We start from the raw sequence: 21,047 nt of genomic DNA on the forward strand, positions 1-21,047 counted from the left end.
GTTTCAAGCAAGCCTGCTTTAGGTAAAATAGCGCTTGTACTCTATATTCATTCCCATTTTTGTCAGCAAGACCAGGAAAGGCATCCATGAAAAAATTGCTTCCAATCATTATCAGCCTTGCAATTGGCTCTATCAGTCAATCAGCATCGGCTGACGATCTCGCTCAGATTTATCAGCAAGCCAAGCAAAATGATCCAACACTTCTAAAAGCCGCGGCCGATAAAGATGCAGCTTTTGAAGCAATCAACTCTTCACGTAGTACCCTTTTGCCACAAATTAATCTTTCTGCTGGCTATAACACTTACTACCTTGATTCAAAAGCAGCTAAAGACAATGGGTTTAGCGGTGGCGTGACATTAAGCCAATCATTATACAACCGTGCCAGTTGGGTTGGTCTTGATATCTCAGAAAAAACAGCGCGCCAGAGTGATGCTGCATATGCCGTCGCGCAACAAGGTTTGATTCTACGCGTTTCATCAGCGTATTTTAATGTGTTAAAAGCCAAAGATGACTTAAAATTTGGTGAAGCAGAAAAAGCCGCGGTTGGTCGTCAATTAGAGCAAATGAAACAACGCTTTGAAGTGGGTCTATCTGCAATCACTGATGTTTATGATGCTCAAGCACAATACGATACCGTGCTTGCGTCTATCATTGTAAAGAAAAACACCCTCGCTAATAGCTATGAAGAATTACGTGAAATTACCGGTCATGCATATTCATCACTCGATCCGTTAAATACCGCCAGCTTCTCTGCAAGTAAGCCACAACAAGTAGCAGACAAGCTTGTTAAAGATGCTGAAACTGAAAACTTAACCTTATTAGCATCACGTATTGGTCAAGACGTCGCGCGTGATAACATTTCACTTGCAGACTCAGGTCACCTACCAACGCTATCGTTTGAATCTGGTTATCAATATGATGATACCAGCGCTTTATCTAAGCCAGATCAAGGTAATCTAACTGCTGGTATTAAACTTGATTTACCGGTTTACAGCGGCGGTAATACGTCTTCACAAGTAAAACAAGCTCAATATAAATATGTATCAGCAAGTGAAGATCTTGAAGCGCAATACCGCACAGTAGTTAAAGATGTCCGTAACTACTACAACAACATTAATGCCACAATTGGTTCGATTAATGCTTATAAGCAATCAGTCGTTTCAGCCAAGTCTGCATTAGAAGCGACCGAAGCCGGTTTTGATGTCGGTACTCGTACTATTGTTGACGTTCTAGATTCAACCCGTAGCCTATATTCAGCTAACAGCGAACTGGCTAATGCGCGTTACGACTATATTCTAGCGCGCCTACAGTTGAAACAAGCTGTCGGCACTCTAAGTGAGCAAGATCTATTAGATATTAATGCTGGCTTAATTCAAACTAAGTAAGCCAAATTATATCGATATAAAAAAAGCGCCTGACGGCGCTTTTTTATTGTAACTAATCCTGAGATTAACCACGTCCACCACGAATAGCTTCAATAATTTTCGAAGTTGAACACCCATCTTCAAAATTAAGCACCAACACTTGACCACCCGCAGCAATTACCTCTTTGCCGCCCGCAATTTGTTCAGGGGTGTAATCACCACCTTTCACCAAAATGCTCGGTAATACTTCGCTAATCAAGCGTTGCGGTGTTTGTTCAGTAAACGGAACCACCCAATCGACAGCACCTAAACCTGCTAACACTGCCATACGACGATCTTCTGGATTAACTGGTCGACCTGGGCCTTTTAAACCTTTTACTGAATCATCCGAGTTAACTGCAACAATAAGTCGATCACCCAACTTTGCTGCTTGCGTTAAATAAGCGACATGGCCAGCGTGAAGAATATCAAAACAACCATTGGTCATAACGACAGTTTCCCCTCGCGTACGCGCAGCTTTTACAGCCTCAACCAACATCGGCTCAGAGATCACCCCAAAACCACTATCCTGACTACCATGAATCGCTTCGGTTAATTCAATAGTTGATAAGGTTGAGGTACCAAGCTTCGCCACCACTACGCCCGCCGCAGCATTCGCTAGCTTACAAGAGTCAGACAACGATTTACCTGCTGATAATGATGCTGCCAATACAGAAATAACCGTATCACCAGCACCCGTTACGTCATAAACTTCTTGCGCCAACGTTGGCATATGCAGCGGTTCACAGCCTTTTTCAAGCAGAGTCATACCATGTTCGGAACGCGTCACTAACAACGCCTCAAAGTCATATTGCTCAATAAGCGCCATGCCTTTTTCAACCAACTCTTGTTCTGAGTTTACACAACCAACAACGGCTTTAAATTCAGATAAATTAGGCGTTAATAACGTTGCACCACGGTAGCGTTCAAAATCAGTCCCTTTAGGATCAACGAGTACAGGTAAGTTAGCCGCACGAGCCAATTGAATCATCGACTGTACATGCTCCAACGCGCCTTTGGCATAATCTGAAAAGATCACTGCTTTCGCATTAGCCAACGCAGGCTGCATACGTTCAAGTATTAATGCAGGCTCGACACTTTGAAAGCCTTCTTCAAAATCTAATCGAATTAACTGCTGGCCACGGCTCATCACTCGTAATTTAGTGATAGTAGGATATTGTGCAAGCGCAACAAAATCACTACTGATATTTAATGATGATAGTTTTTCGGTTAACGCACGCGCAGCCTCATCGACTCCAGTTAAGCCGATTAACTTGGCATTGCCACCTAACGCTGCAATATTCATTGCCACGTTTGCCGCGCCGCCCGGGCGCTCTTCAATCTGATCAACCTTAACCACGGGCACTGGCGCTTCTGGTGAAATTCGCTCAGTCGGTCCAGTCCAGTAGCGATCTAACATTACATCGCCAACAATCAATACCTCTGCGTGGTTATAATCAGGCAGCGTCAGTTTCATTTCTTTCTCCGAGAATATGGCAACCTTCAAATACTAACATAAACTAAAATCAAGAGGCATCACGATAGTCACTAAACCTTATGTGACGCTAACCATTGCTGCCACACTTGCGCCACAGTATGGCGTTCATCAGTAAATTGCTGTTGTTCAACATAAGCCGGTAATCCTAATAAGCTCAACCGATGAATGGCATTACGCATATCACAATAGGCTTGTTGTAATTTCGCTGCTGTAGAGCTATCAAGAATGCCGTTGGCAGCCAGTGATTCAAAAATTCGAATGTTATCTGACCAACGTGTTAAAGCAGGTTGCTGATGGGCATAAGCTAACACTAAATATTGCGCTAAAAACTCAATATCCGTAATGCCACCTTGGTCTTGTTTCAGTCCAAACATACCCGCTTTTTTCTTACCTAAATGGGCACGCATTTTATCGCGCATGGTGACGACATCATTTGCAAGTTGCGCCGAATCTCGCTCAACCGTTAATACCTGTTGACGAACCTCACTAAAGGCCGCTTGTAACTGCGCATCCCCATACACCGTTCGCGCCCGGACTAAGGCTTGATGCTCCCATGTCCATGCTTGTTGTTGTTGATATTCACCAAAAGCACTGACTGTTGTGACTAATAATCCTGATGCGCCAGATGGCCGTAATCGCATATCAACCTCATATAAAACGCCAGAAGCGGTACGGGTAGAAAACAGATGAATGATCCGCTGTGCTAAACGTAAATAAAACTGTCGCCCATCGATCTCTTTATTACCGGTGGTATAAACATTATCAGGACAATCATGGACAAACACTAAATCAAGATCAGAGCCATACCCCAATTCCCAACCGCCCACTTTGCCGTAACCAATCACCGCAAAACCTTTACTTTGTCGCTCTAGTAAATGACTTGGCTCACCGTATTTAGCTGCCGTTTGTAACCATGCCTGATTAACAACCGCAGCAATAATCGCTTCAGCAAGATAAGTTAAGTGATCACTTACTTTCATCAATGGCAGTACACCTGCTATATCAGCAGCTGCTATACGCAATAATTGAGTCTGTTTAAATTGCCGAATAGCTTCCATCTGTTGCTCCATATCCTCTTCCGGAATACGAGCAAGATATTCACGTAATTCATCTTGATAACTGGTGAGTTCTGTCGGTTGATACAAGTGCTGAGGATCCAGCAGTTCATCTAATAATAATGGGTATAACGCTAATTGATCGGCCACCATTGGACTCGCCGCACATAATCGAATCAATTGTTTAAGTGCGACAGGATGCTCAGTTAATAACTCCAGATAAGTGGTACGAGTAGCAATTCGAATAATGAGTTTGGTCAAGCGGGGCAGTAGCTTAACTGCGTCGTCACGTAATACCACTTGCGCTAAAATTTCAGGCATTAGTGTTGCTAACGCTTCACGCCCTCGTGGACCTAAAGTGCGCTTAAACAATTCATGCTTAAACGAGATTAAATTTTGCGCTTGCTGCTGTGGTTCTGGGGCTTTAATTTCTGCCAAAATAGTTAATAACACATCTTCATTGGTCACCATTGCCCACATTTCATGATATTGCGTCGCGACTTCTTGCTGACTATCTTGATCATCATGACCAATAATATCGTCGAAAATAGCGTGAATGGCGGTCATATGCTGCGTTGTGATGGCCATTAATGATGCCCAATCAGGTTGGGCCATTGCACATGCTAATCGTGCTTGATCAAGCGGCTTATCTGGTAGTGTTTGAGTCTGCTTATCGTCAATAGCCTGTAATAAATTTTCTAACCGCCGTAAATGGCAATAGCCGCTGGTTAACGCATCAACATCAGCATCAGGTAACAACGCCAATGCTTTAATTGCAGCTAACGTTGGTAATAATCCTCGCCCACGTAGACTTGGCTCGCGACCACCACGAATTAATTGAAAAGACTGAGCAATAAATTCGACTTCTCGAATACCACCAGCGCCCAATTTAATATTATTGGTCAGCCCACGTCGGCGCACTTCACTGCCAATCATCGCCTTCATACGCCGCAATGATTGAATAGCACTAAAATCGATATAACGTCGAAACACAAACGGACGTAACATTTGGCGCAAGCCTTGATATTGGCTAAAGCTTTCTTTACCCATTACTCGTGCTTTGATCATCGCATAGCGTTCCCAATCACGGCCTTGTTCTTGGTAATAATCTTCTAATGCCGCATAGCTCATCACTAATGGACCGCTATCACCAAAAGGACGCAAGCGCATATCAACTCGGTAGCAAAAACCGTCATAAGTGATTTGATCAAGCGCTTTGATCAACCGCTGCCCTAGACGTGTAAAAAACTGGGCATTAGCGAGGCTACGGCGACCACCGACGGTTTCACCATTTTCTGGATAGGTAAAAATAAGATCAATATCTGATGAGAAGTTAAGCTCACCACCACCTAACTTACCCATGCCTAAAATTAACATTGGCTGGGGTTCAGCTTGATCATTAACTGGCATGCCCCACTCAGTGCAACATTGCTGATAAAGCCAATGATAAGCTTCCATTATTAATGCTTCTGCCAATTGCGATAAACTGGCTAAACTGTGCTCTAAATCGACACGATGGCTAAAATCTTGCCACGCAATCAAGGCCATATAACGACGTCTAAAATGACGTAAACTGCGCATCAAACTGGCTTCATCGGTAACTTGAGCAAGTTGCAGGGCTAATAACTCACGGTAATCAATCATTTCATAAGTTTGATAGTGCTCAAACAGCCATTCAAGTAATTGAGGCTCTTGTTGTAAAGAAGCACTAATAAAATCACTCAAACCCAACATCGCGAATAACTCATTTTTGGCTTCATCTTGCCATAACGCCAGTTGTTGCGGCTGTTGCTGAGTGAGTTTCTCCCACGCTAAATCTGCTGCGGCGACTAAGTCACTACAATGATGAATAGTTGGATATGATTTTTCGATCGCCATGTGCTGTCCTTGAACAAGTAACTCGATAAAGAGTTCTAATTTAGCATACAAAAACGCCCATCACTGACGGGCGTTATAAATTTATTTTAGAGGGCTAAGCGGGAGGTTTATACCTTAAAAGTGGTTATTTTAGTTTCGAGATCATTGGCTTGTTGGTGCATATCAACAGCGGTAAAGGCAAGCTCTGTCACCACCCCTACCGAGCCATTAGCAAGCTCTCGTACATTGGTTAAATTGATATTCATCTCATCTGCGACAGTACTTTGCTGTTCAGCAGCCGCGGCAATCTGAAAATTCATATCGTTAATCTGTTGAATTTGCTCAACGATTTTATTTAACTCACCGCCAGCATTAGTCACCAACTCAACCCCTTCAGCAGCTTCAACAACACTGCGTTCCATTAGGGCTACTGCCTGCTGAGCACTTTGTTGTAATTGGGCGATCATATCTTGAATTTCAACGGTTGCAGTCTGGGTTCGTTGGGCTAAATTACGCACCTCATCAGCAACAACCGCAAATCCACGCCCAGCATCACCCGCGCGGGCGGCTTCAATAGCAGCATTAAGTGCTAATAAATTGGTTTGCTCTGAAATACTTTGAATGGTGACAATTACTGAGCTTATTTTATCGACACGGGTTTCAACTTGATTAACCGCCGCTGCCGATTGAGTAATATCATCAGATAATTGATTAATGGTTACCATGGTTCGACCGACAAACTGTTGTCCGGTTGCTGCTTGTTCTGAAGTATTAAGCGTCGCATTTGATGCATCACGGGCATGGCCTGCTACTGTTTGTACTGTTGATGTCATTTCTGCCATTGCCGATGCTAATTGATCAATTTCAGCAAACTCTTCTTGCGCAGACTCTTTGGTTTGATCCATGGTTAGTGACATCATTTCAGCCGCTTGTGACAGCGAACTAGCAGCCTGACGCTGAGCAACAAATACCGCCGTTAACTGGCAACGGGTTTGCTCTAATTCACGGCTTAGTTCACCAAACTCATCTCGACACTCCATCTGTAGCGATTGCGATAAATCATTGTGAGCTAATGCTTGAATACTTTGTTTTAAACAACCAATCTGGCGTAACATAACCCGTGAAACGAGTAATAAAATCAGCATGAAAATTAATATCATCAATCCTGTTTGCCATACAATTTGCACAAGATATTGTTGATAATGATGTAACGCTACTGTGTTTGATTGATAACTAATCACGGCTAAATTAGCACTCGCTAATTTAACAATATAACCATAGCCTTGGTTATCTGGTAGCGAAAAGGCCTGCTGACTGGAGTGACTATTAAGAAGACTAATCAATGTTTGACCATTTGATAATGGCTGATTTAGATTAACCACCTGATTAAATTCAGATTTTTCTATGTTATTTTTATAATCAATGAAATACACACTACTACTTGAGTCTGATGCAGTTAAAAGCTGCTCAAGTGACGTTGAGTCTAACGGTTGGTTAGCTATCGATGCCGCTAACGTTTGTGCGTTAGACTGCGCTAATTGCTGAACTTTGGCTTGTTGGTTGACGACAACAGATTGATAAAATAACTCGGCATCCCACAACTGCTTACCGATTAACAATAATGTACTAACGACCATTAACATGATCAGTTTGGGGATTAATTTAAGATTTGTGAGCCATTTTTCCCATGGTTTAAACATTAGCGTTGCCATTTGTTATCTCCCTATTGCAAACGTTTAAACCCTTCACGCTGATCGTGATAGTGTTATTTGCAAGCCAGTAATATCATCACTCGATCATGATGGTCTGAATACATTATCGACATCAACGAGTAAATATTTAGCACTGAGCACAACAGAGCCATTAAAACATGATCTTCACCACAGATGATTGTTGTTATGATGAAATGATTATCACGCTAGAAACAACAACGCCCCGCATTAAGCGAGGCGTTGTTATTATAGAGACCGGGTTGTCGAGATGACGTTATGTCCAATACGGCGTTAACTCAATACTGATCTGTCGAGTCTGGCTCATTGCATGCAACAGTGATTCTTCTTGGCGTTGTAACCATTTTTCAACTTGAGCTAAATCATCACCTTCAAATAGCGGCAATAACTGTCGAATTGGCTCCAACTCGCGTAAGTCATCTAAGCCTTGTAATAAGTCTAACCATGGCATTCTAAAAGAGGCACGACGTTCTTCGTCATACAACCCCGCAAACGCAATACCACTCATCAAATTACGCACTAAGCGTGGTTTTTGATCAAGGTAATCAATACGGCTAAGCTGACGCTCTGCAGGAAAGACATCCAATAACTCAGACCATGAGCGGGTTAACATATTATCCGCAAATGCTTTTACAGGCGCTGCTAGTTTAGTACGAGATTTATCATCAAGAAAAGGTTGCCAACCTCGACTTAAAATCCAGCGACTTAAATCAAGTAATAAACCACAATAGCGTGCTGAACGCATCAGCTGGATCATCATTTCGCTATCAGGTAATTGAACGTAGCGAAGTTCTAATTGCTGTTGCAGCTCTTTACGTACATTTAGTTTACGCAGTACATAAGCTTTATCATCAACCAGCTCTTGAATACTATTGGCTTCTTCTAACCAATCAAGTTCACCTTCTAGCCATTGCAATTCTTGACGTAACAAGGCACTGGCACGACGGGGAATAATACCGCCAAAAGTGGCAAAAGTTTGTCGCAATAAACTTAATGCTTGTGAAATTTGAACTAATGCTTGTGGATCTTGGCGTTCCACATAAATTTGTTCGTGGTATAGCCAATGTTCAAGCGCATGCTCAAGAGTATGAATAAATGTTTCTTCAACGGAATCTTGCGCCATTGTTTCAACAAAAACTAACGGCTTAATAGGATCACCTTGATAATCAGCAGCAAGTCGGTAGCCACGAGCAGCCTTGCTAAGATTACCTAATCGCATACCGCCATCAGCGCATAATTCTCGTGCTAACGTAAATAATGCATCTGTTTGACCCGATTTAAGCTCTAATTCAACTTCACAAATAGGTGCGCGTTTATCATCAACACTCACTTCACCATGATCAAAGGCTAATTCAATTTGACTACCATCAGCCATAGCAACCAACCATTGCTGACGGGTAAAATCGGTACTAAATAATGGCTTAATGTTTTGTTGTACTGCAGCAACATCAAAACCATGGGGCCAAGCATCCATTGGGTGGAGTGCTAAACTTGGTTCAGTGCTGTTTACTTCAACATTGTATTCTGGACGCTGATGTAATCCAGCCACAACTCGACCTGCTGTTTTCAATGTTTGAACAAACACATCATCAAAACGGCGAATGCGTAAACCAATATCATATTGGCGCAATAATTGGTCGGGAGTGTCAAAGTAAACATTACCTAACTCACGATGGCTCTGTTGCAGAATTTTAGCTGCGGAAATTTTATCCAATAGCTGGGTCGAAAATTCTGGTAAGACAAAAAACTTCAGTTCTATCTCGGTTTCCATAGTTATACCTATAAACGGTGGCAAACCAAGGATATTTGCTTCTTCACCGAAGGGCAAGTGAGAAATATCAATAAAACCTTGATCAAAACTGGTTCCACTATACTCTTTAATACGTTAACATGCGCGATTCAATGACCATCGCTCAAGATTTAGCCTTATTCGGGCGCTCTTTAGGTTGATCGGCTATGCCAGTAAATACAATTATGGGGCTCTTTGCAAAATCCCCAATCAAACCACTACAACGTCATGTTATTCGCGTAACTGAATGTTGTGACCTGCTTATCCCGTTCTTTGAGGCATGTAATGCTGGAGATTGGGAAAAGGCGGCTATTTTACGCGAACAAATCTCGCAACTTGAAAAAGATGCGGATGTGCTTAAGCGTGAGATCCGTCTGAAGCTTCCTCGTGGTCTTTTCATGCCAGTAGATCGTACTGATATGTTAGGACTGTTAACCCAGCAGGATAAACTTGCTAACCTCTCCAAAGATATCGCTGGTCGAGTCTTAGGACGTAAGCTACAAGTTCCTGCTATCATGTACCCAGACTTCGTGGCATACATTCAACGTTGTTTAGACGCAGCTGATCAAGCTCGCCGTGTAATCAATGAACTGGATGAATTACTCGAAACTGGTTTCAAAGGCAGAGAAGTGACGCTTGTTGCTGAAATGATTAATCAGCTAGATGTTATCGAAGATGATACCGATGCTATGCAGGTTGTCTTACGTCAACAATTAATGTCCATCGAAGACCAACACAGCCCGGTGGATGTCATGTTCCTGTACAAAATTCTCGAGTGGGTAGGCGCAATTGCTGATCAAGCACAGCGGGTCGGCTCACGTTTAGAAATTATGCTTTCGCGTTCTTAATAACGAGAATTAAACAAAACAAGGTTTTACAATGGAAATCCTGGCTAACTACGGCACTCTATTAATCGGAGTGGCAGCTTTTTTTGGTCTTTTGATGGCGATTGGTATTGGTGCAAATGATGTTGCCAATGCCATGGGTACTTCAGTTGGTTCAAAAGCACTTACAGTAAAACAAGCAATCATCATTGCGATGATTTTTGAATTCGCAGGTGCTTATCTTGCAGGTGGTGAAGTTACCGATACTATCCGACAGGGTGTTATCGAAACTTCTCTATATGCAACCCACCCTGAAACCCTCGTTTTTGGCATGATGTCAGCGCTTCTTGCTGCTGGTACATGGCTACTTGTCGCTTCTTTTATGGGCTGGCCTGTTTCAACTACACACTCTATTATCGGTGCTATCATCGGTTTTGCTTGTGTGTCAGTTGGCACCAATGCAGTGGATTGGCATTCAATTCAAGGTATTGTGGGTAGCTGGTTAATTACACCGCTTATTGCCGGTATATTTGCGTATCTGATTTTCATCAGTGCTCAAAGATTAATCTTTGATACTGATAACCCAATGAAAAATGCAAAACGTTTTGTTCCTGTCTATATGTTTATCACAGCGATGGTCATTGCATTGGTAACAATTAAGAAAGGCTTAAAACACATTGGTTTGCATTTATCTACCGGTGAAGCTTGGATCGTTTCTATTGGTGTCTCTTTGATTATCATGGTTGTAGGTTATTTCTACATTCAGCGTAAATATGCTGACGATGATCTTATTGATAGCAATGGTTATGCTGGTGTGGAAAGTGTATTTAGCGTATTGATGGTTGTTACAGCGTGTGCGATGGCATTTGCTCATGGTTCAAACGACGTAGCAAATGCGATTGGTCCACTATCAGCGGTTGTTTCAACCATTGAAAGTTCAGGCCAAATTGCAGCGCAAAGCCAAATCGCATGGTGGATCCTTCCACTCGGTGGTATTGGTATCGTCATCGGTCTAGCTACTCTTGGTCATAAAGTAATGGCTACCGTAGGTACAGGCATCACAGAGTTAACACCGAGCCGTGGCTTTGCTGCTCAGTTAGCAACAGCATCGACTGTTGTACTGGCATCAGGCACAGGTTTACCTATCTCAACCACACAAACACTTGTTGGTGCGGTATTGGGTGTAGGTTTCGCTCGCGGTATTGCTGCTCTTAACCTAGGTGTTGTTCGCAACATCGTTGCATCATGGATTGTGACTTTACCAGCAGGTGCATTACTTGCTGTCATTTTCTTCTACATTATGCAAGCATTATTTAGTTAAATAGTGGCAGAGTTCAAAGAGAGAGGTCTCCCCCTCTCTCTTTTCTTGCCCCCTTCCTATAAAGCTCTTACTATCCTCGAACTCTAACTATTTCAGGTTCATCAAGGATTCAATAGTGAAGCACCTCATAAGTTTTTTTTTGTTCTGTTTTACACTGATTAGCCCGATCGCTAATGCTGAACAAGCGCAGTATATTTCTGATAATTTATTTACTTACCTATTAAAAGGTCCTGGTAACCAATACCGTATTGTCGGCAGTGTTAATGCAGGCACTCCTGTAACAGTGCTAGAAACCAATAAAAATTACAGTCGTATTACTGATGATCGTGGTCGTAGTGGCTGGGTTGAATCTAAATTTATTTCTACTGATGTCGCGCTTAAAGAGCGTTTACCCGCTTTAGAAACAGAACTGGCAACAGTAAAAGCGCAACTTGCTGACGCACTGACTAGCAATAACGCTCAAAATAGTGAACTCAATAAAACCTTAGTTCAGCGCACCAACCAAATTAGCCAATTTGAAACCCGTAATCATCAATTACAAAATGAACTGACTACAGCTCAAGATGAAGTTCGCACTTTACGCGCAAAAATTGATACTCAAAAAGATGACCTGCTAATGAAATGGTTTACTTATGGTGGCCTAGTCGCTGGCGCAGGGTTGTTATTAGGATTGATATTACCGCATATCACACCACGTCGTCGCAAACGTACCAATGGTTGGGCATAATCCTCGATATTGATATTCAATGCTGTTATCAATCACCGTATAAAAAACGAAAGGCAGCTCATCATTAGCTGCCTTTTTTAATGGGGTTAATTTGTGGCCCCCCTTACCATTCAGATAACGCTGGCATACTGAATTGATAACCATCAAATGCCAAAATGACATCCCTTGATTCAATTTTGACTAACTTAACCCCTGTCGCAACCATGTCACCTTGGTGACGCTCATGGCCATTAACTTTTACCCATCGTTTAGCAGGGGTAGAAGAGTAAATATGCTGATTAAAATTCATTTTAGGTAACTGTCGTTGTACTGCTGCAGGTAACAATCCAATGGGCGTGACTTGGTTATTGGCAACCGCTGGTGTTACTGACACCACTTCGCCTGCTGAAGCATTACGTTCAGCAGGACTTCGATCAACATCGCTATCTTGATAGTGTGTACCATCAGTCGCCACTATCGCCGATTTAAGCTTGGCTGCTAAATCTGGGGATAAATCAGATAAATCGAGATTGTCTAACTTATAAGGGTCATGAGACGCCGGTAATACTTTAGCGGCACGTTTTACTGGTTTAGTGACGACATCATCATAAGTAGGACCAAGATCACCGTATTGGCTGTCACTATCATCGAACGACGGGTTAACATCAGGATGCGATACATAAGCGGGTGCAGCCGAATACAGACTATCATTGATAGGTAAAGGCTCGGTAACCATCTCTGGGTACGACATAAAAATCACATCACCCGCGGTTGTCGTCGGTGCTGATTGTGGTTTTTGTGGTGGCTGTAACACCGTATTAATCGGCGCTGATAGCACTTGTCCATGTACAGGTTGATTATTTAACGCCACTTGAGGCACAACTGAGGATTGTTGATATAACTTATAAGCCACAATTGACGCTGCAGGCAGTAATGCAATCAAGATCGGTAGTATCCATTTAGAACGCGACTGTTGGGCTTTTACCGCTCGCATTGGATGCACAATTTTCATGGCCTCAGCATCACTGTTTCCGTTACTAGATTGCTGAGTATTCTTTGTATCAGATTGCTTTAATGCCGTTAATAACTGAGACATTATGCTTGCTCCGGTTGTAACGTAGGCCCTGGAAGATTAAGGGCTGAATCAAGGATCATTAGTGTCATTGGCCCTGCAATACCATCAGCGGCAATATCTTGTGCGCGCTGAAATCGACGTAATTTATCTAATACTGTTTGATCAAAATAATTTACCTTAGGCCCGCTTTCACCTAAGAAACTATTCAACTGCTGGTTTAACCATGCCACTCGTGGACCACTCTGACCAAAACGGATCGTGGTTTTATCCCCTAGTGGTGGCCGCCATAGCAAGCTAAATTGACCACTCCAGCGTGCTTCAAACCATGCTGGTGTCACTGCAATACGTTGATGATCCAATAGTAATTCAACCCGCTCGTGAGTAATGGCATATACCACCGCATAAAATGGCTGCTGTTGACCATCCTTTAAAGTCACGATCACTGGCCGATTAATCAAGCCTAACCGCGCTAAAGTTGTGGTGCCAGAAAAACACGTTAATGCGATACGAGAGCTGGTTGCACATGTTGCTTGATTTAACGCGGTATCAAACCCCCACAACTGATACAAACTCTGCATCGCATTACGGTGCTGACGGCTATCTTTAATCATTGCAATTAAGCGTGATTCTGCACTTACTTTGGTCGATATTGCAACCGGTGCTGGCGGGGTAATCAAAGTGGAAACAGGCGCAAGTGCAGTGGCAACGTTGGGTTGTGGCGGTACATTATGTTGAGGCCAGTAATACCATACTGCCGCAGCCATAACACCACACAATGTTGCGGCAACAGTCCAAGGTAGCCATGCTGACGTCGTTTTCGCTATGGCTGTGGACGGTACTTGCCAGCTAAAAATATCTTCACAAGCCTGAATCGCCATCGCTTTAGTAACGCTATGTACACCGCTCTGACACCCAAGCTGCATTGATTTATCACATACCAAGTTGATTAACCTTGGTACACCTTGCGTTTGCTTAGCAATATAGCTAATGACATTGGCATCAAACACTGGATAAAGACAATCAACAGCACTTAGACGGTAATGGATATACTCACTGACTTCAGTTTCAGTCAATGGCAATAAGTGATAACGGGACGTAATCCGTTGGGCTAATTGGCGTAAACGCTCTTGCTGTAATAATTGCTGTAATTCTGGTTGGCCAATTAAAACCACTTTTAATAACTTACGGCTATCGGTTTCTAAATTGGTCAATAAGCGTAATTGCTCTAGCACATCCGGCATTAAATGCTGCGCTTCATCAACTAACAATAGTGTTTGCTTACCCGCCGCATGATTAGCAATAAGATGCTGATAAATAATATCGGTTAGCTGCTTAAAACTCGCACCATCAACATAATTTAAACCTAATTCATCACAAATAGTCGCTAACAAATCATGCGATGACAGCGCTGGATTTAAAATAACAGCCACTTGCGCTTGCTGAGGTAATCGCGAAATCATCGCTCGTAATACGGTGGTTTTACCGGTGCCAACTTCACCAGTTAATAGCCCAAAGCCACCACCATCAGTGAGCCCAGATAACATATGGGTCAAGGCTTCTCGATGACGCTCACTGAGATAGAGAAAACGGGCACTTGGCACAATTGAAAACGGAGCTTCCGTTATGCCAAAAAAATCTTGGTACATATATATTCTCTGATACTTACGTTATTTATAAACACATTGTCAGCACTATTGATAACGACACTAACAACATCAGCAGCCATATCGGCTGCATAATACCGACCGACTCTCATTACGGATCAATCTTTGCTATCATGATGCTAAATAAATCAGTGTATCTTGGTTAACAAAATAATACCGATTAACATTGTCATGATGTGATAATGATGATTTTTATTGCGAACTACAACTATTAACCTCAGCGTGGTATTTAAGGAGTCTTCATTGCAAACTTATCTTGTCGGCGGTGCTGTGCGCGACACCTTATTGGGTTTACCCATAACAGATCAAGACTGGGTCGTTGTCGGCACAACCCCTACCGCCATGCTTGATTTAGGTTATGAACAAATCGGCACTGACTTTCCGGTATTTCTCCACCCGCGCACCAAGCAAGAATATGCCCTTGCACGTACAGAGCGAAAATCAGGCCATGGCTATACTGGTTTTACTTGCTATGCTGCAGCCGATGTTACCCTTGAACAAGATCTATTACGACGTGATTTAACCATCAATGCCATTGCTCAAGATCAACATGGACAATTGGTTGATCCTTACCATGGTAAACATGACTTAGAGCATAAGATCTTACGCCATGTCTCACCTGCATTTAGTGAAGATCCCTTACGGGTATTACGGGTTGCGCGCTTTGCGGCACGTTTTGCTCACCTTGGCTTTACTATTGCCGCTGAAACCATGGCATTAATGCAAGAAATCGTCATCAGTGGTGAGCTTGCAAACCTGACGCCTGAGCGAGTATGGAAAGAATGGCAAAAGTCACTCTCTAGTGATGATCCACAAGTATTTTTGAGTGTACTACGTCAATGTGGCGCGTTAGCGGTTGTCATGCCTGAAATTGATGCCTTATTTGGCGTACCACAGCCTGAAAAATGGCATCCAGAAATTGATTGTGGTATCCATACACTACTCGTTGCTAAACAAGCAGCGCAATTAAGTGACAGCACTATCATCCGTTTTGCAGCTCAAGTGCACGATCTTGGAAAAGCATTATCACCTAAAGATGATTTACCTCACCATAAAACCCATTGCCGTGATGGTATTAAGCCGATTAAAAAACTTTGCCAACGCATAAAAGTACCCAATGAATACCGAGATCTAGCGCTACTTGTATGTGCACAACACACCAAAATACACCATGCACAAGAAATGCGAGCCAGCACTTTTATCACTATTTTTGATCAAATAGATGGTTGGCGAAAACCAGAACGTATTGCACAGCTAGCCATCTGTTGCCGAGCTGATGCTCGAGGCCGTCAAGGTTTAGAAGATACACTCTATCCACAAGCAGACATTCTCATTGCGGTGTTTGATATTGCTCAAGCAGTGTCCGTCAAACCGATCATTGCAGCCGGGTTTACTGGGGCTGATATTAAGCATCAATTAGCGCAATCACGCATTGCAGCTGTTGATGACTATTTGCAACAACATCGCAGCTCAGTTTAAGTCACAAAAAAGCCGACATAATGTCGGCTTTTTTATAAAACATAACTTGGCTTTTATTTAGCCCATAAAAACAGGAATAAACCCACACCTAAAATTAAGCGGTAAATAACAAACGGCATCATTCCTAAACGGGTTACAAGCTTTAAGAACACATGAATACAAGCGTATGCGCTCACAAAAGAGACTGCGATACCAATACTAAGATTACTGATATCAATTGGATCGCTACCTGTGACTAATTTAAGGCCTAAGTAACCACCGGCAAGCAGGATAATTGGAATCGACATCAAGAATGAAAATCGTGCTGCTGCTTCACGAGTAAAACCTAAGTACAGTGCAGCAGTCATGGTCGCACCTGAGCGTGATGTGCCGGGAATAATGGCTGCGGCTTGTGCCAAACCAATCAATAGCGCACTTTTCCATGTGGTTTGATATTCATTATCTGTTTGCTTAGCGTGTTTATCGACCCACCATAACAGCAAACCAAAAATGATTGTCGTACAAGCAATTACCCATGCTGAACGTAAATACATTTCAATGAAATCTTTCATCAACAAACCAAATACACAAGCAGGAATCGTTGCAATAACGATCATCCATGCCAATTTTGATTCAGCATTATGCTGACGTTTAAAAATTGAAGCTAGCCACGCGCCCAGTAATGTAACGACTTCTTTACGGAAATAAATCATTACCGCCAATAACGTACCTACGTGAACCGCAACATCAAATGCAAGTCCCTGATCGGGCCACCCCAGTATTTCTGACGGTAGAATCAGGTGGGCAGAACTTGATACAGGTAAAAACTCTGTTAATCCCTGTAGCAGGGCAAGCATTATCGCTTCAAAGTGACTCATTGATGATCCTTAATTGATATTTTAACATGCCAGCCAAGTAATAATTTACTCAGTATTATTCAACAGGCCATAATGACTGTTGAGGTGAAAATTTTTGCCATAATTGCGCAATTGTTTGTTGTTGCCCGGGAATAACTAACTCAGGGCACAGCTCACTCATAGGCCATAATACAAATGCAAATTTATACAGATCAGAGCGAGGTAACGTCGGTGATGCTTCATTAATCACATCACCATAAAGTAAAATATCAAGATCAATAGTACGACTTTGATTTTTTACCGCGTTATCAGGTCGCCCAAGCTGACGTTCAATCGCTTTTAATGATTGTTGCAGAGTAACCAGTGATAATGATGTTTTTATTTCAATCACACCATTAAAAAAATTATCACCCTCAAAACCCACCGGTTCAGCTTCAAATACACGCGACATTCGCCATGTGGTTGCCAATTTCGCAACTGCAGCAACTCCAGCAGGTAAATAATGTTCACGCTCAACATTGCTACCAATGCTGATATAAGCAGTGATCACTACTTCATCCCTCGCTCAATTTGAACACCAACCCCACGCGCATTAGCAATAGCACCAGGTTTAGTCACTCTTACTTTAATCCAAGGTACCGCAAACTGAGTCATGATTAGGTTAGCAATATCTTCAGCAACTCGCTCTACCAATAAGAAACGTCCTTGAGTGATATAGTCAGTCACAGCAGAGCTTACCGTTGAATAATCTAAGGCTAAATTGACGTCGTCATTGACTGCTGCCGGACGATTATCGTGAGCCATCTCCAAATCCAGCACCAATTTTTGCTTGATTTGCTGTTCCCAGTCATACACTCCAATAGTGGCGATAACTTCAAGTTGTTCTATAAATACCGTGTCCATATTTAATCGCTAATTTTGTTAGAGGTCGGATACCTAATACACACAAAAACGCGTATTATCAGGCTATATTGTTAGCGTTCATTAATGCTAACAGGTCAACAATACAGTTAATATTGACCATGACAGCGACTATATCACAGCCATAAACACCCTGATATTTATCAGTATTAATATTGATAAATATAAGATCTAACTAACATTTAACGTCAACACATAGCACAATTTAACGTTTACATAATCAGGACATTGCATGACACCATTAGCGTTACTGATGATCATTGCTGCCTATTTATTAGGATCAATTTCCAGTGCAGTGTTAATTTCAAAACTGTACCACTTCCCTGATCCTCGAACTCATGGTTCACGTAACCCAGGTGCAACCAATGTACTTCGCCTCGGTGGCAAAGTTGCAGCAACGTTAGTTCTTGTTGCTGATATCCTTAAAGGTATGATTCCAGTATGGTTAAGCTACTTTTTTAGCTTAAATCCTTTTCTACTCGGTATTATAGGTATTGCAGCTTGCCTAGGTCACATCTATCCGATTTTCTTTCATTTTCAAGGTGGTAAAGGCGTTGCAACAGCACTTGGTGCCCTAGCGCCTATCGGCTGGGATCTTAGCGGTAGTTTAATCAGTATCTGGATATTAGCGTTAACACTGACAGGCTACTCATCACTAGCATCGCTGATCACCGCCTTAGCAGCACCACTGATGACATGGATGGTTAAACCTGAATACACCATGCCAGTAGCTATGCTTTCGTGCTTAATTATCTTTCGACACCAAGACAATATTCGGCGTTTACTTGATGGTGACGAAACCAAGATATGGCAGAAATTTGCCCGAAAAAGTAACGAAAAGCAATAAAAATGCATAAAAAAAGCGAGAGTATTCACTCTCGCTTTTTATTTAACCTAACACATAATCGCCATTAAGCAATAGGTTTCAACTGATCGATAGGCCAACGCGGATAAACCTTAACCCCAAGATCCATTAATTCATTATTTTTCAGACGCTGCATGCCAGCATAAGCAATCATAGCGCCGTTGTCGGTACAAAACTCTGTACGCGGATAAAATACTTCGCCACGCATGCCTTTCATCAAGGTTTCAAGTTGCTGACGTAACGATTTATTGGCACTTACGCCACCGGCAATCACCAAGCGCTTGTAGCCTGTTTGCTTCAATGCTCGCTTACACTTAATCGCTAATGTATCTACCACCGCATCTTGAAATGCGTAAGCAATATCTGCACGCGTTTGTGGATCATCATCATTGCCACGAATCGTATTCGCTGCAAAGGTTTTTAAACCTGAAAAACTGAAATCAAGCCCTGGGCGGTCCGTCATTGGACGTGGAAACTTAAATCTTCCCGGAGTACCTTGCTCTGCCATTTTGGACAGTAACGGGCCTCCTGGGTAATCTAACCCCATCATCTTAGCCGTCTTATCAAACGCTTCACCTGCTGCATCATCAACAGATTCACCCAGGATCTGATAATCACCGATGCCACGAACATCCACCATCATGGTATGTCCACCAGAGACAAGCAGTGCCACAAATGGAAACTCAGGGGCGTTATCTTCCAACATTGGAGCCAATAAGTGGCCTTCCATGTGATGGACAGCCACAGCTGGTAAATCCCATGCGTATGCAAGACTACGACCAATGGTCGCGCCAACCAATAATGCACCAACCAGACCAGGGCCGGCCGTGTAAGCAACACCATCAAGATCGTCTGGGGTTAAGCCTGCAGCAGCAAGTGTCGCAGTAATTAATGGAATGGTTTTTTTAACATGATCACGTGATGCTAACTCAGGCACCACACCGCCATAATCAGCATGTAACTTTACTTGACTGTAAAGTTCATGTGCCAATAAGCCTTTTTCATCATCAAAAATTGCGATACCTGTTTCATCACAGGAGGTCTCAATGCCCAATATACGCATAACAGCCTCTATACTATTCGGTGACCCAATATGAAAAATCAGTATAGTTTCAATAACAACCGATAATTCACGTAGGTTTGTAAGGGGGGGATTGAGTGCCATGTTACCGCTGTTAACACAAATTAACCAGTTCATAGGCGCAGAATGCTTTACAAATACCCCCAAATCAGATTAGAATTTCGCACCATTTTAATCGACTGACACTTTGACGTCAGTATTAAACCGAATCACTCTGAGGTGAGTATTACATGCCAGTAATCAAAGTACGTGAAAACGAACCGTTTGACGTAGCACTACGTCGTTTCAAGCGCTCTTGCGAAAAAGCAGGTATCCTTTCTGAAGTTCGTCGTCGTGAGCACTTCGAAAAGCCAACAACTGTACGTAAGCGTGCTAAAGCAGCGGCAGTTAAGCGTCACCTGAAGAAATTGGCTCGCGAAAACGCGCGTCGCGTTCGTCTGTACTAATCGTTAGATTATAAACAGAAGGATCGCGTAATGACTCTTATTGAACGCCTAAAAAGCGAACAAATAGCGGCGATGAAGGCGAAGGATAAACCTCGTCTTGGTGCCATCCGTTTGGTGCTTGCTGCAATTAAACAACGCGAAGTTGACGAAAAGATCACTCTTTCCGATGACGACGTGTTAGTAGTGTTGACCAAAATGGTGAAACAACGTCGTGACTCTGTAGCTCAATATGAAGCTGCAGGCCGTCAAGATCTTGCTGATGTTGAACATGCTGAAATCAGTGTTCTTGCAGAATTTATGCCTCAACCGTTAAGTGAAGATGAAATCTCTGCTTTGATGGATGATGCTATTGCTGCAACGGGTGCTGCTAGCATGCAAGATATGGGTAAGGTCATGGGCGTACTGAAACCGCAAATTCAGGGTCGTGCCGATATGGGGATTGTTAGCAAGCTGGTGAAAATCAAGCTAGGTTAATCACTCCTCTTATTCTGCAACAA

At 42.7% G+C, this 21,047-nt stretch carries 18 protein-coding genes; 8 read left to right on the forward strand and 10 right to left on the reverse strand.

Translation table 11 applies throughout. The features are described 5' to 3' along the window. Positions 1–86: 86 nt before the first annotated feature. A complete protein-coding gene (tolC, locus tag G6R09_RS16865) occupies positions 87–1,385 on the forward strand; it encodes an outer membrane channel protein TolC (protein WP_163923637.1) in 1,299 nt (432 codons plus the stop codon). Positions 1,386–1,449: 64 nt separating this feature from the next. Here tolC and hldE read toward each other — a convergent pair whose 3' ends face one another. From hldE to G6R09_RS16885, 4 genes are all read right to left on the reverse strand, one after another. Beyond that, positions 1,450–2,880, reverse strand: coding sequence for a bifunctional D-glycero-beta-D-manno-heptose-7-phosphate kinase/D-glycero-beta-D-manno-heptose 1-phosphate adenylyltransferase HldE (gene hldE / locus G6R09_RS16870; protein WP_163923639.1), 1,431 nt, complete (start codon positions 2,878–2,880; stop codon positions 1,450–1,452). Between the two features lie 71 nt (positions 2,881–2,951). Beyond that, positions 2,952–5,834 (reverse strand): bifunctional [glutamate--ammonia ligase]-adenylyl-L-tyrosine phosphorylase/[glutamate--ammonia-ligase] adenylyltransferase, encoded by a 2,883-nt coding sequence (gene glnE / locus G6R09_RS16875; RefSeq protein WP_163923642.1) that lies wholly within the window; start codon positions 5,832–5,834, stop codon positions 2,952–2,954. Between the two features lie 107 nt (positions 5,835–5,941). Then, positions 5,942–7,525: a methyl-accepting chemotaxis protein gene (locus G6R09_RS16880; RefSeq protein ID WP_163923645.1), complete on the reverse strand. Its 1,584-nt coding sequence runs from the start codon at positions 7,523–7,525 to the stop codon at positions 5,942–5,944. Positions 7,526–7,799: 274 nt separating this feature from the next. Beyond that, entirely contained in the window at positions 7,800–9,314 is a 1,515-nt protein-coding gene (locus G6R09_RS16885) for an inorganic triphosphatase (protein WP_163923648.1), read from the reverse strand. A 185-nt stretch (positions 9,315–9,499) separates the two neighbouring features. On the opposite strand from G6R09_RS16885, the gene G6R09_RS16890 reads away from it, so the two are divergent. From G6R09_RS16890 to G6R09_RS16900, 3 genes are all read left to right on the forward strand, one after another. After that, positions 9,500–10,180 (forward strand): TIGR00153 family protein, encoded by a 681-nt coding sequence (locus G6R09_RS16890; protein WP_060998533.1) that lies wholly within the window; start codon positions 9,500–9,502, stop codon positions 10,178–10,180. A 31-nt stretch (positions 10,181–10,211) separates the two neighbouring features. Then, complete coding sequence (locus tag G6R09_RS16895; protein WP_065166855.1) at positions 10,212–11,477, forward strand: inorganic phosphate transporter; 1,266 nt, start codon at positions 10,212–10,214, stop codon at positions 11,475–11,477. A 115-nt stretch (positions 11,478–11,592) separates the two neighbouring features. Beyond that, on the forward strand, positions 11,593–12,204 hold the full coding sequence (locus G6R09_RS16900; protein ID WP_107204581.1) for a TIGR04211 family SH3 domain-containing protein: 612 nt from the start codon (positions 11,593–11,595) through the stop codon (positions 12,202–12,204). Between the two features lie 103 nt (positions 12,205–12,307). Here G6R09_RS16900 and G6R09_RS16905 read toward each other — a convergent pair whose 3' ends face one another. Together G6R09_RS16905 and G6R09_RS16910 are read right to left on the reverse strand one after the other, a co-directional pair. Beyond that, positions 12,308–13,279 carry a general secretion pathway protein GspB gene (locus G6R09_RS16905; RefSeq protein WP_163923650.1) on the reverse strand — a complete coding sequence of 324 codons (972 nt, stop codon included), beginning with the start codon at positions 13,277–13,279 and terminating at the stop codon, positions 12,308–12,310. After that, positions 13,279–14,904, reverse strand: coding sequence for an AAA family ATPase (locus G6R09_RS16910; protein ID WP_181315011.1), 1,626 nt, complete (start codon positions 14,902–14,904; stop codon positions 13,279–13,281). Before G6R09_RS16910 ends, G6R09_RS16905 begins: the two co-directional genes overlap by 1 nt. 261 nt (positions 14,905–15,165) lie before the next feature. On the opposite strand from G6R09_RS16910, the gene G6R09_RS16915 reads away from it, so the two are divergent. Continuing rightward, a complete protein-coding gene (locus G6R09_RS16915; protein ID WP_065166858.1) occupies positions 15,166–16,401 on the forward strand; it encodes a multifunctional CCA addition/repair protein in 1,236 nt (411 codons plus the stop codon). A 53-nt stretch (positions 16,402–16,454) separates the two neighbouring features. Here the strand turns inward: G6R09_RS16915 and G6R09_RS16920 are convergent, their stop codons facing one another. Genes G6R09_RS16920 through folB form a run of 3 tightly spaced genes read right to left on the reverse strand, consistent with a single transcriptional unit; the run spans position 16,455 to position 18,140 of the window. After that, the gene (locus G6R09_RS16920; protein WP_065166859.1) at positions 16,455–17,258 is read right to left on the reverse strand and encodes an undecaprenyl-diphosphate phosphatase; all 804 of its coding nucleotides are present in this window, start codon (positions 17,256–17,258) and stop codon (positions 16,455–16,457) included. Between the two features lie 55 nt (positions 17,259–17,313). Then, positions 17,314–17,787, reverse strand: coding sequence for a 2-amino-4-hydroxy-6-hydroxymethyldihydropteridine diphosphokinase (gene folK / locus G6R09_RS16925; RefSeq protein WP_065166860.1), 474 nt, complete (start codon positions 17,785–17,787; stop codon positions 17,314–17,316). Next, a complete protein-coding gene (gene folB, locus G6R09_RS16930) occupies positions 17,787–18,140 on the reverse strand; it encodes a dihydroneopterin aldolase (RefSeq protein WP_065166861.1) in 354 nt (117 codons plus the stop codon). The genes folK and folB overlap by 1 nt, the downstream gene beginning before the upstream one ends. 250 nt (positions 18,141–18,390) lie before the next feature. On the opposite strand from folB, the gene plsY reads away from it, so the two are divergent. Then, the gene (plsY, locus tag G6R09_RS16935) at positions 18,391–19,005 is read left to right on the forward strand and encodes a glycerol-3-phosphate 1-O-acyltransferase PlsY (RefSeq protein ID WP_065166862.1); all 615 of its coding nucleotides are present in this window, start codon (positions 18,391–18,393) and stop codon (positions 19,003–19,005) included. Positions 19,006–19,069: 64 nt separating this feature from the next. On the opposite strand, the gene tsaD is transcribed toward plsY, so the two are convergent. After that, positions 19,070–20,086, reverse strand: coding sequence for a tRNA (adenosine(37)-N6)-threonylcarbamoyltransferase complex transferase subunit TsaD (tsaD, locus tag G6R09_RS16940; protein WP_065166907.1), 1,017 nt, complete (start codon positions 20,084–20,086; stop codon positions 19,070–19,072). Between the two features lie 248 nt (positions 20,087–20,334). Between tsaD and rpsU the strand changes: the two genes are divergently transcribed. Together rpsU and G6R09_RS16950 are read left to right on the forward strand one after the other, a co-directional pair. Next, positions 20,335–20,550, forward strand: a complete 216-nt coding sequence (rpsU, locus tag G6R09_RS16945; RefSeq protein ID WP_005301411.1) for a 30S ribosomal protein S21 — start codon at positions 20,335–20,337, stop codon at positions 20,548–20,550. Positions 20,551–20,580: 30 nt separating this feature from the next. Further along, positions 20,581–21,024, forward strand: a complete 444-nt coding sequence (locus G6R09_RS16950; RefSeq protein ID WP_163923654.1) for a GatB/YqeY domain-containing protein — start codon at positions 20,581–20,583, stop codon at positions 21,022–21,024. Positions 21,025–21,047 lie beyond the last annotated feature (23 nt).

This window comes from Photobacterium sp. Alg240-V54, from assembly GCF_900537155.1.
GTDB lineage: Bacteria > Pseudomonadota > Gammaproteobacteria > Enterobacterales > Vibrionaceae > Photobacterium.

What these genes read in the sequence shown, in the direction of transcription:
- hldE (WP_163923639.1), bottom strand. Translation starts at nt 2,880, where the DNA reads ATGAAACTGACGCTGCCTGATTATAACCACGCAGAGGTATTGATTGTT.
- G6R09_RS16890 (WP_060998533.1), top strand. Translation starts at nt 9,500, where the DNA reads ATGCCAGTAAATACAATTATGGGGCTCTTTGCAAAATCCCCAATCAAA.
- plsY (WP_065166862.1), top strand. Translation starts at nt 18,391, where the DNA reads ATGACACCATTAGCGTTACTGATGATCATTGCTGCCTATTTATTAGGA.
- glnE (WP_163923642.1), bottom strand. Translation starts at nt 5,834, where the DNA reads ATGGCGATCGAAAAATCATATCCAACTATTCATCATTGTAGTGACTTA.
- G6R09_RS16910 (WP_181315011.1), bottom strand. Translation starts at nt 14,904, where the DNA reads ATGTACCAAGATTTTTTTGGCATAACGGAAGCTCCGTTTTCAATTGTG.
- folB (WP_065166861.1), bottom strand. Translation starts at nt 18,140, where the DNA reads ATGGACACGGTATTTATAGAACAACTTGAAGTTATCGCCACTATTGGA.
- tsaD (WP_065166907.1), bottom strand. Translation starts at nt 20,086, where the DNA reads ATGCGTATATTGGGCATTGAGACCTCCTGTGATGAAACAGGTATCGCA.
- rpsU (WP_005301411.1), top strand. Translation starts at nt 20,335, where the DNA reads ATGCCAGTAATCAAAGTACGTGAAAACGAACCGTTTGACGTAGCACTA.
- G6R09_RS16920 (WP_065166859.1), bottom strand. Translation starts at nt 17,258, where the DNA reads ATGAGTCACTTTGAAGCGATAATGCTTGCCCTGCTACAGGGATTAACA.
- G6R09_RS16895 (WP_065166855.1), top strand. Translation starts at nt 10,212, where the DNA reads ATGGAAATCCTGGCTAACTACGGCACTCTATTAATCGGAGTGGCAGCT.
- tolC (WP_163923637.1), top strand. Translation starts at nt 87, where the DNA reads ATGAAAAAATTGCTTCCAATCATTATCAGCCTTGCAATTGGCTCTATC.
- G6R09_RS16905 (WP_163923650.1), bottom strand. Translation starts at nt 13,279, where the DNA reads ATGTCTCAGTTATTAACGGCATTAAAGCAATCTGATACAAAGAATACT.
- G6R09_RS16880 (WP_163923645.1), bottom strand. Translation starts at nt 7,525, where the DNA reads ATGGCAACGCTAATGTTTAAACCATGGGAAAAATGGCTCACAAATCTT.
- G6R09_RS16950 (WP_163923654.1), top strand. Translation starts at nt 20,581, where the DNA reads ATGACTCTTATTGAACGCCTAAAAAGCGAACAAATAGCGGCGATGAAG.
- G6R09_RS16885 (WP_163923648.1), bottom strand. Translation starts at nt 9,314, where the DNA reads ATGGAAACCGAGATAGAACTGAAGTTTTTTGTCTTACCAGAATTTTCG.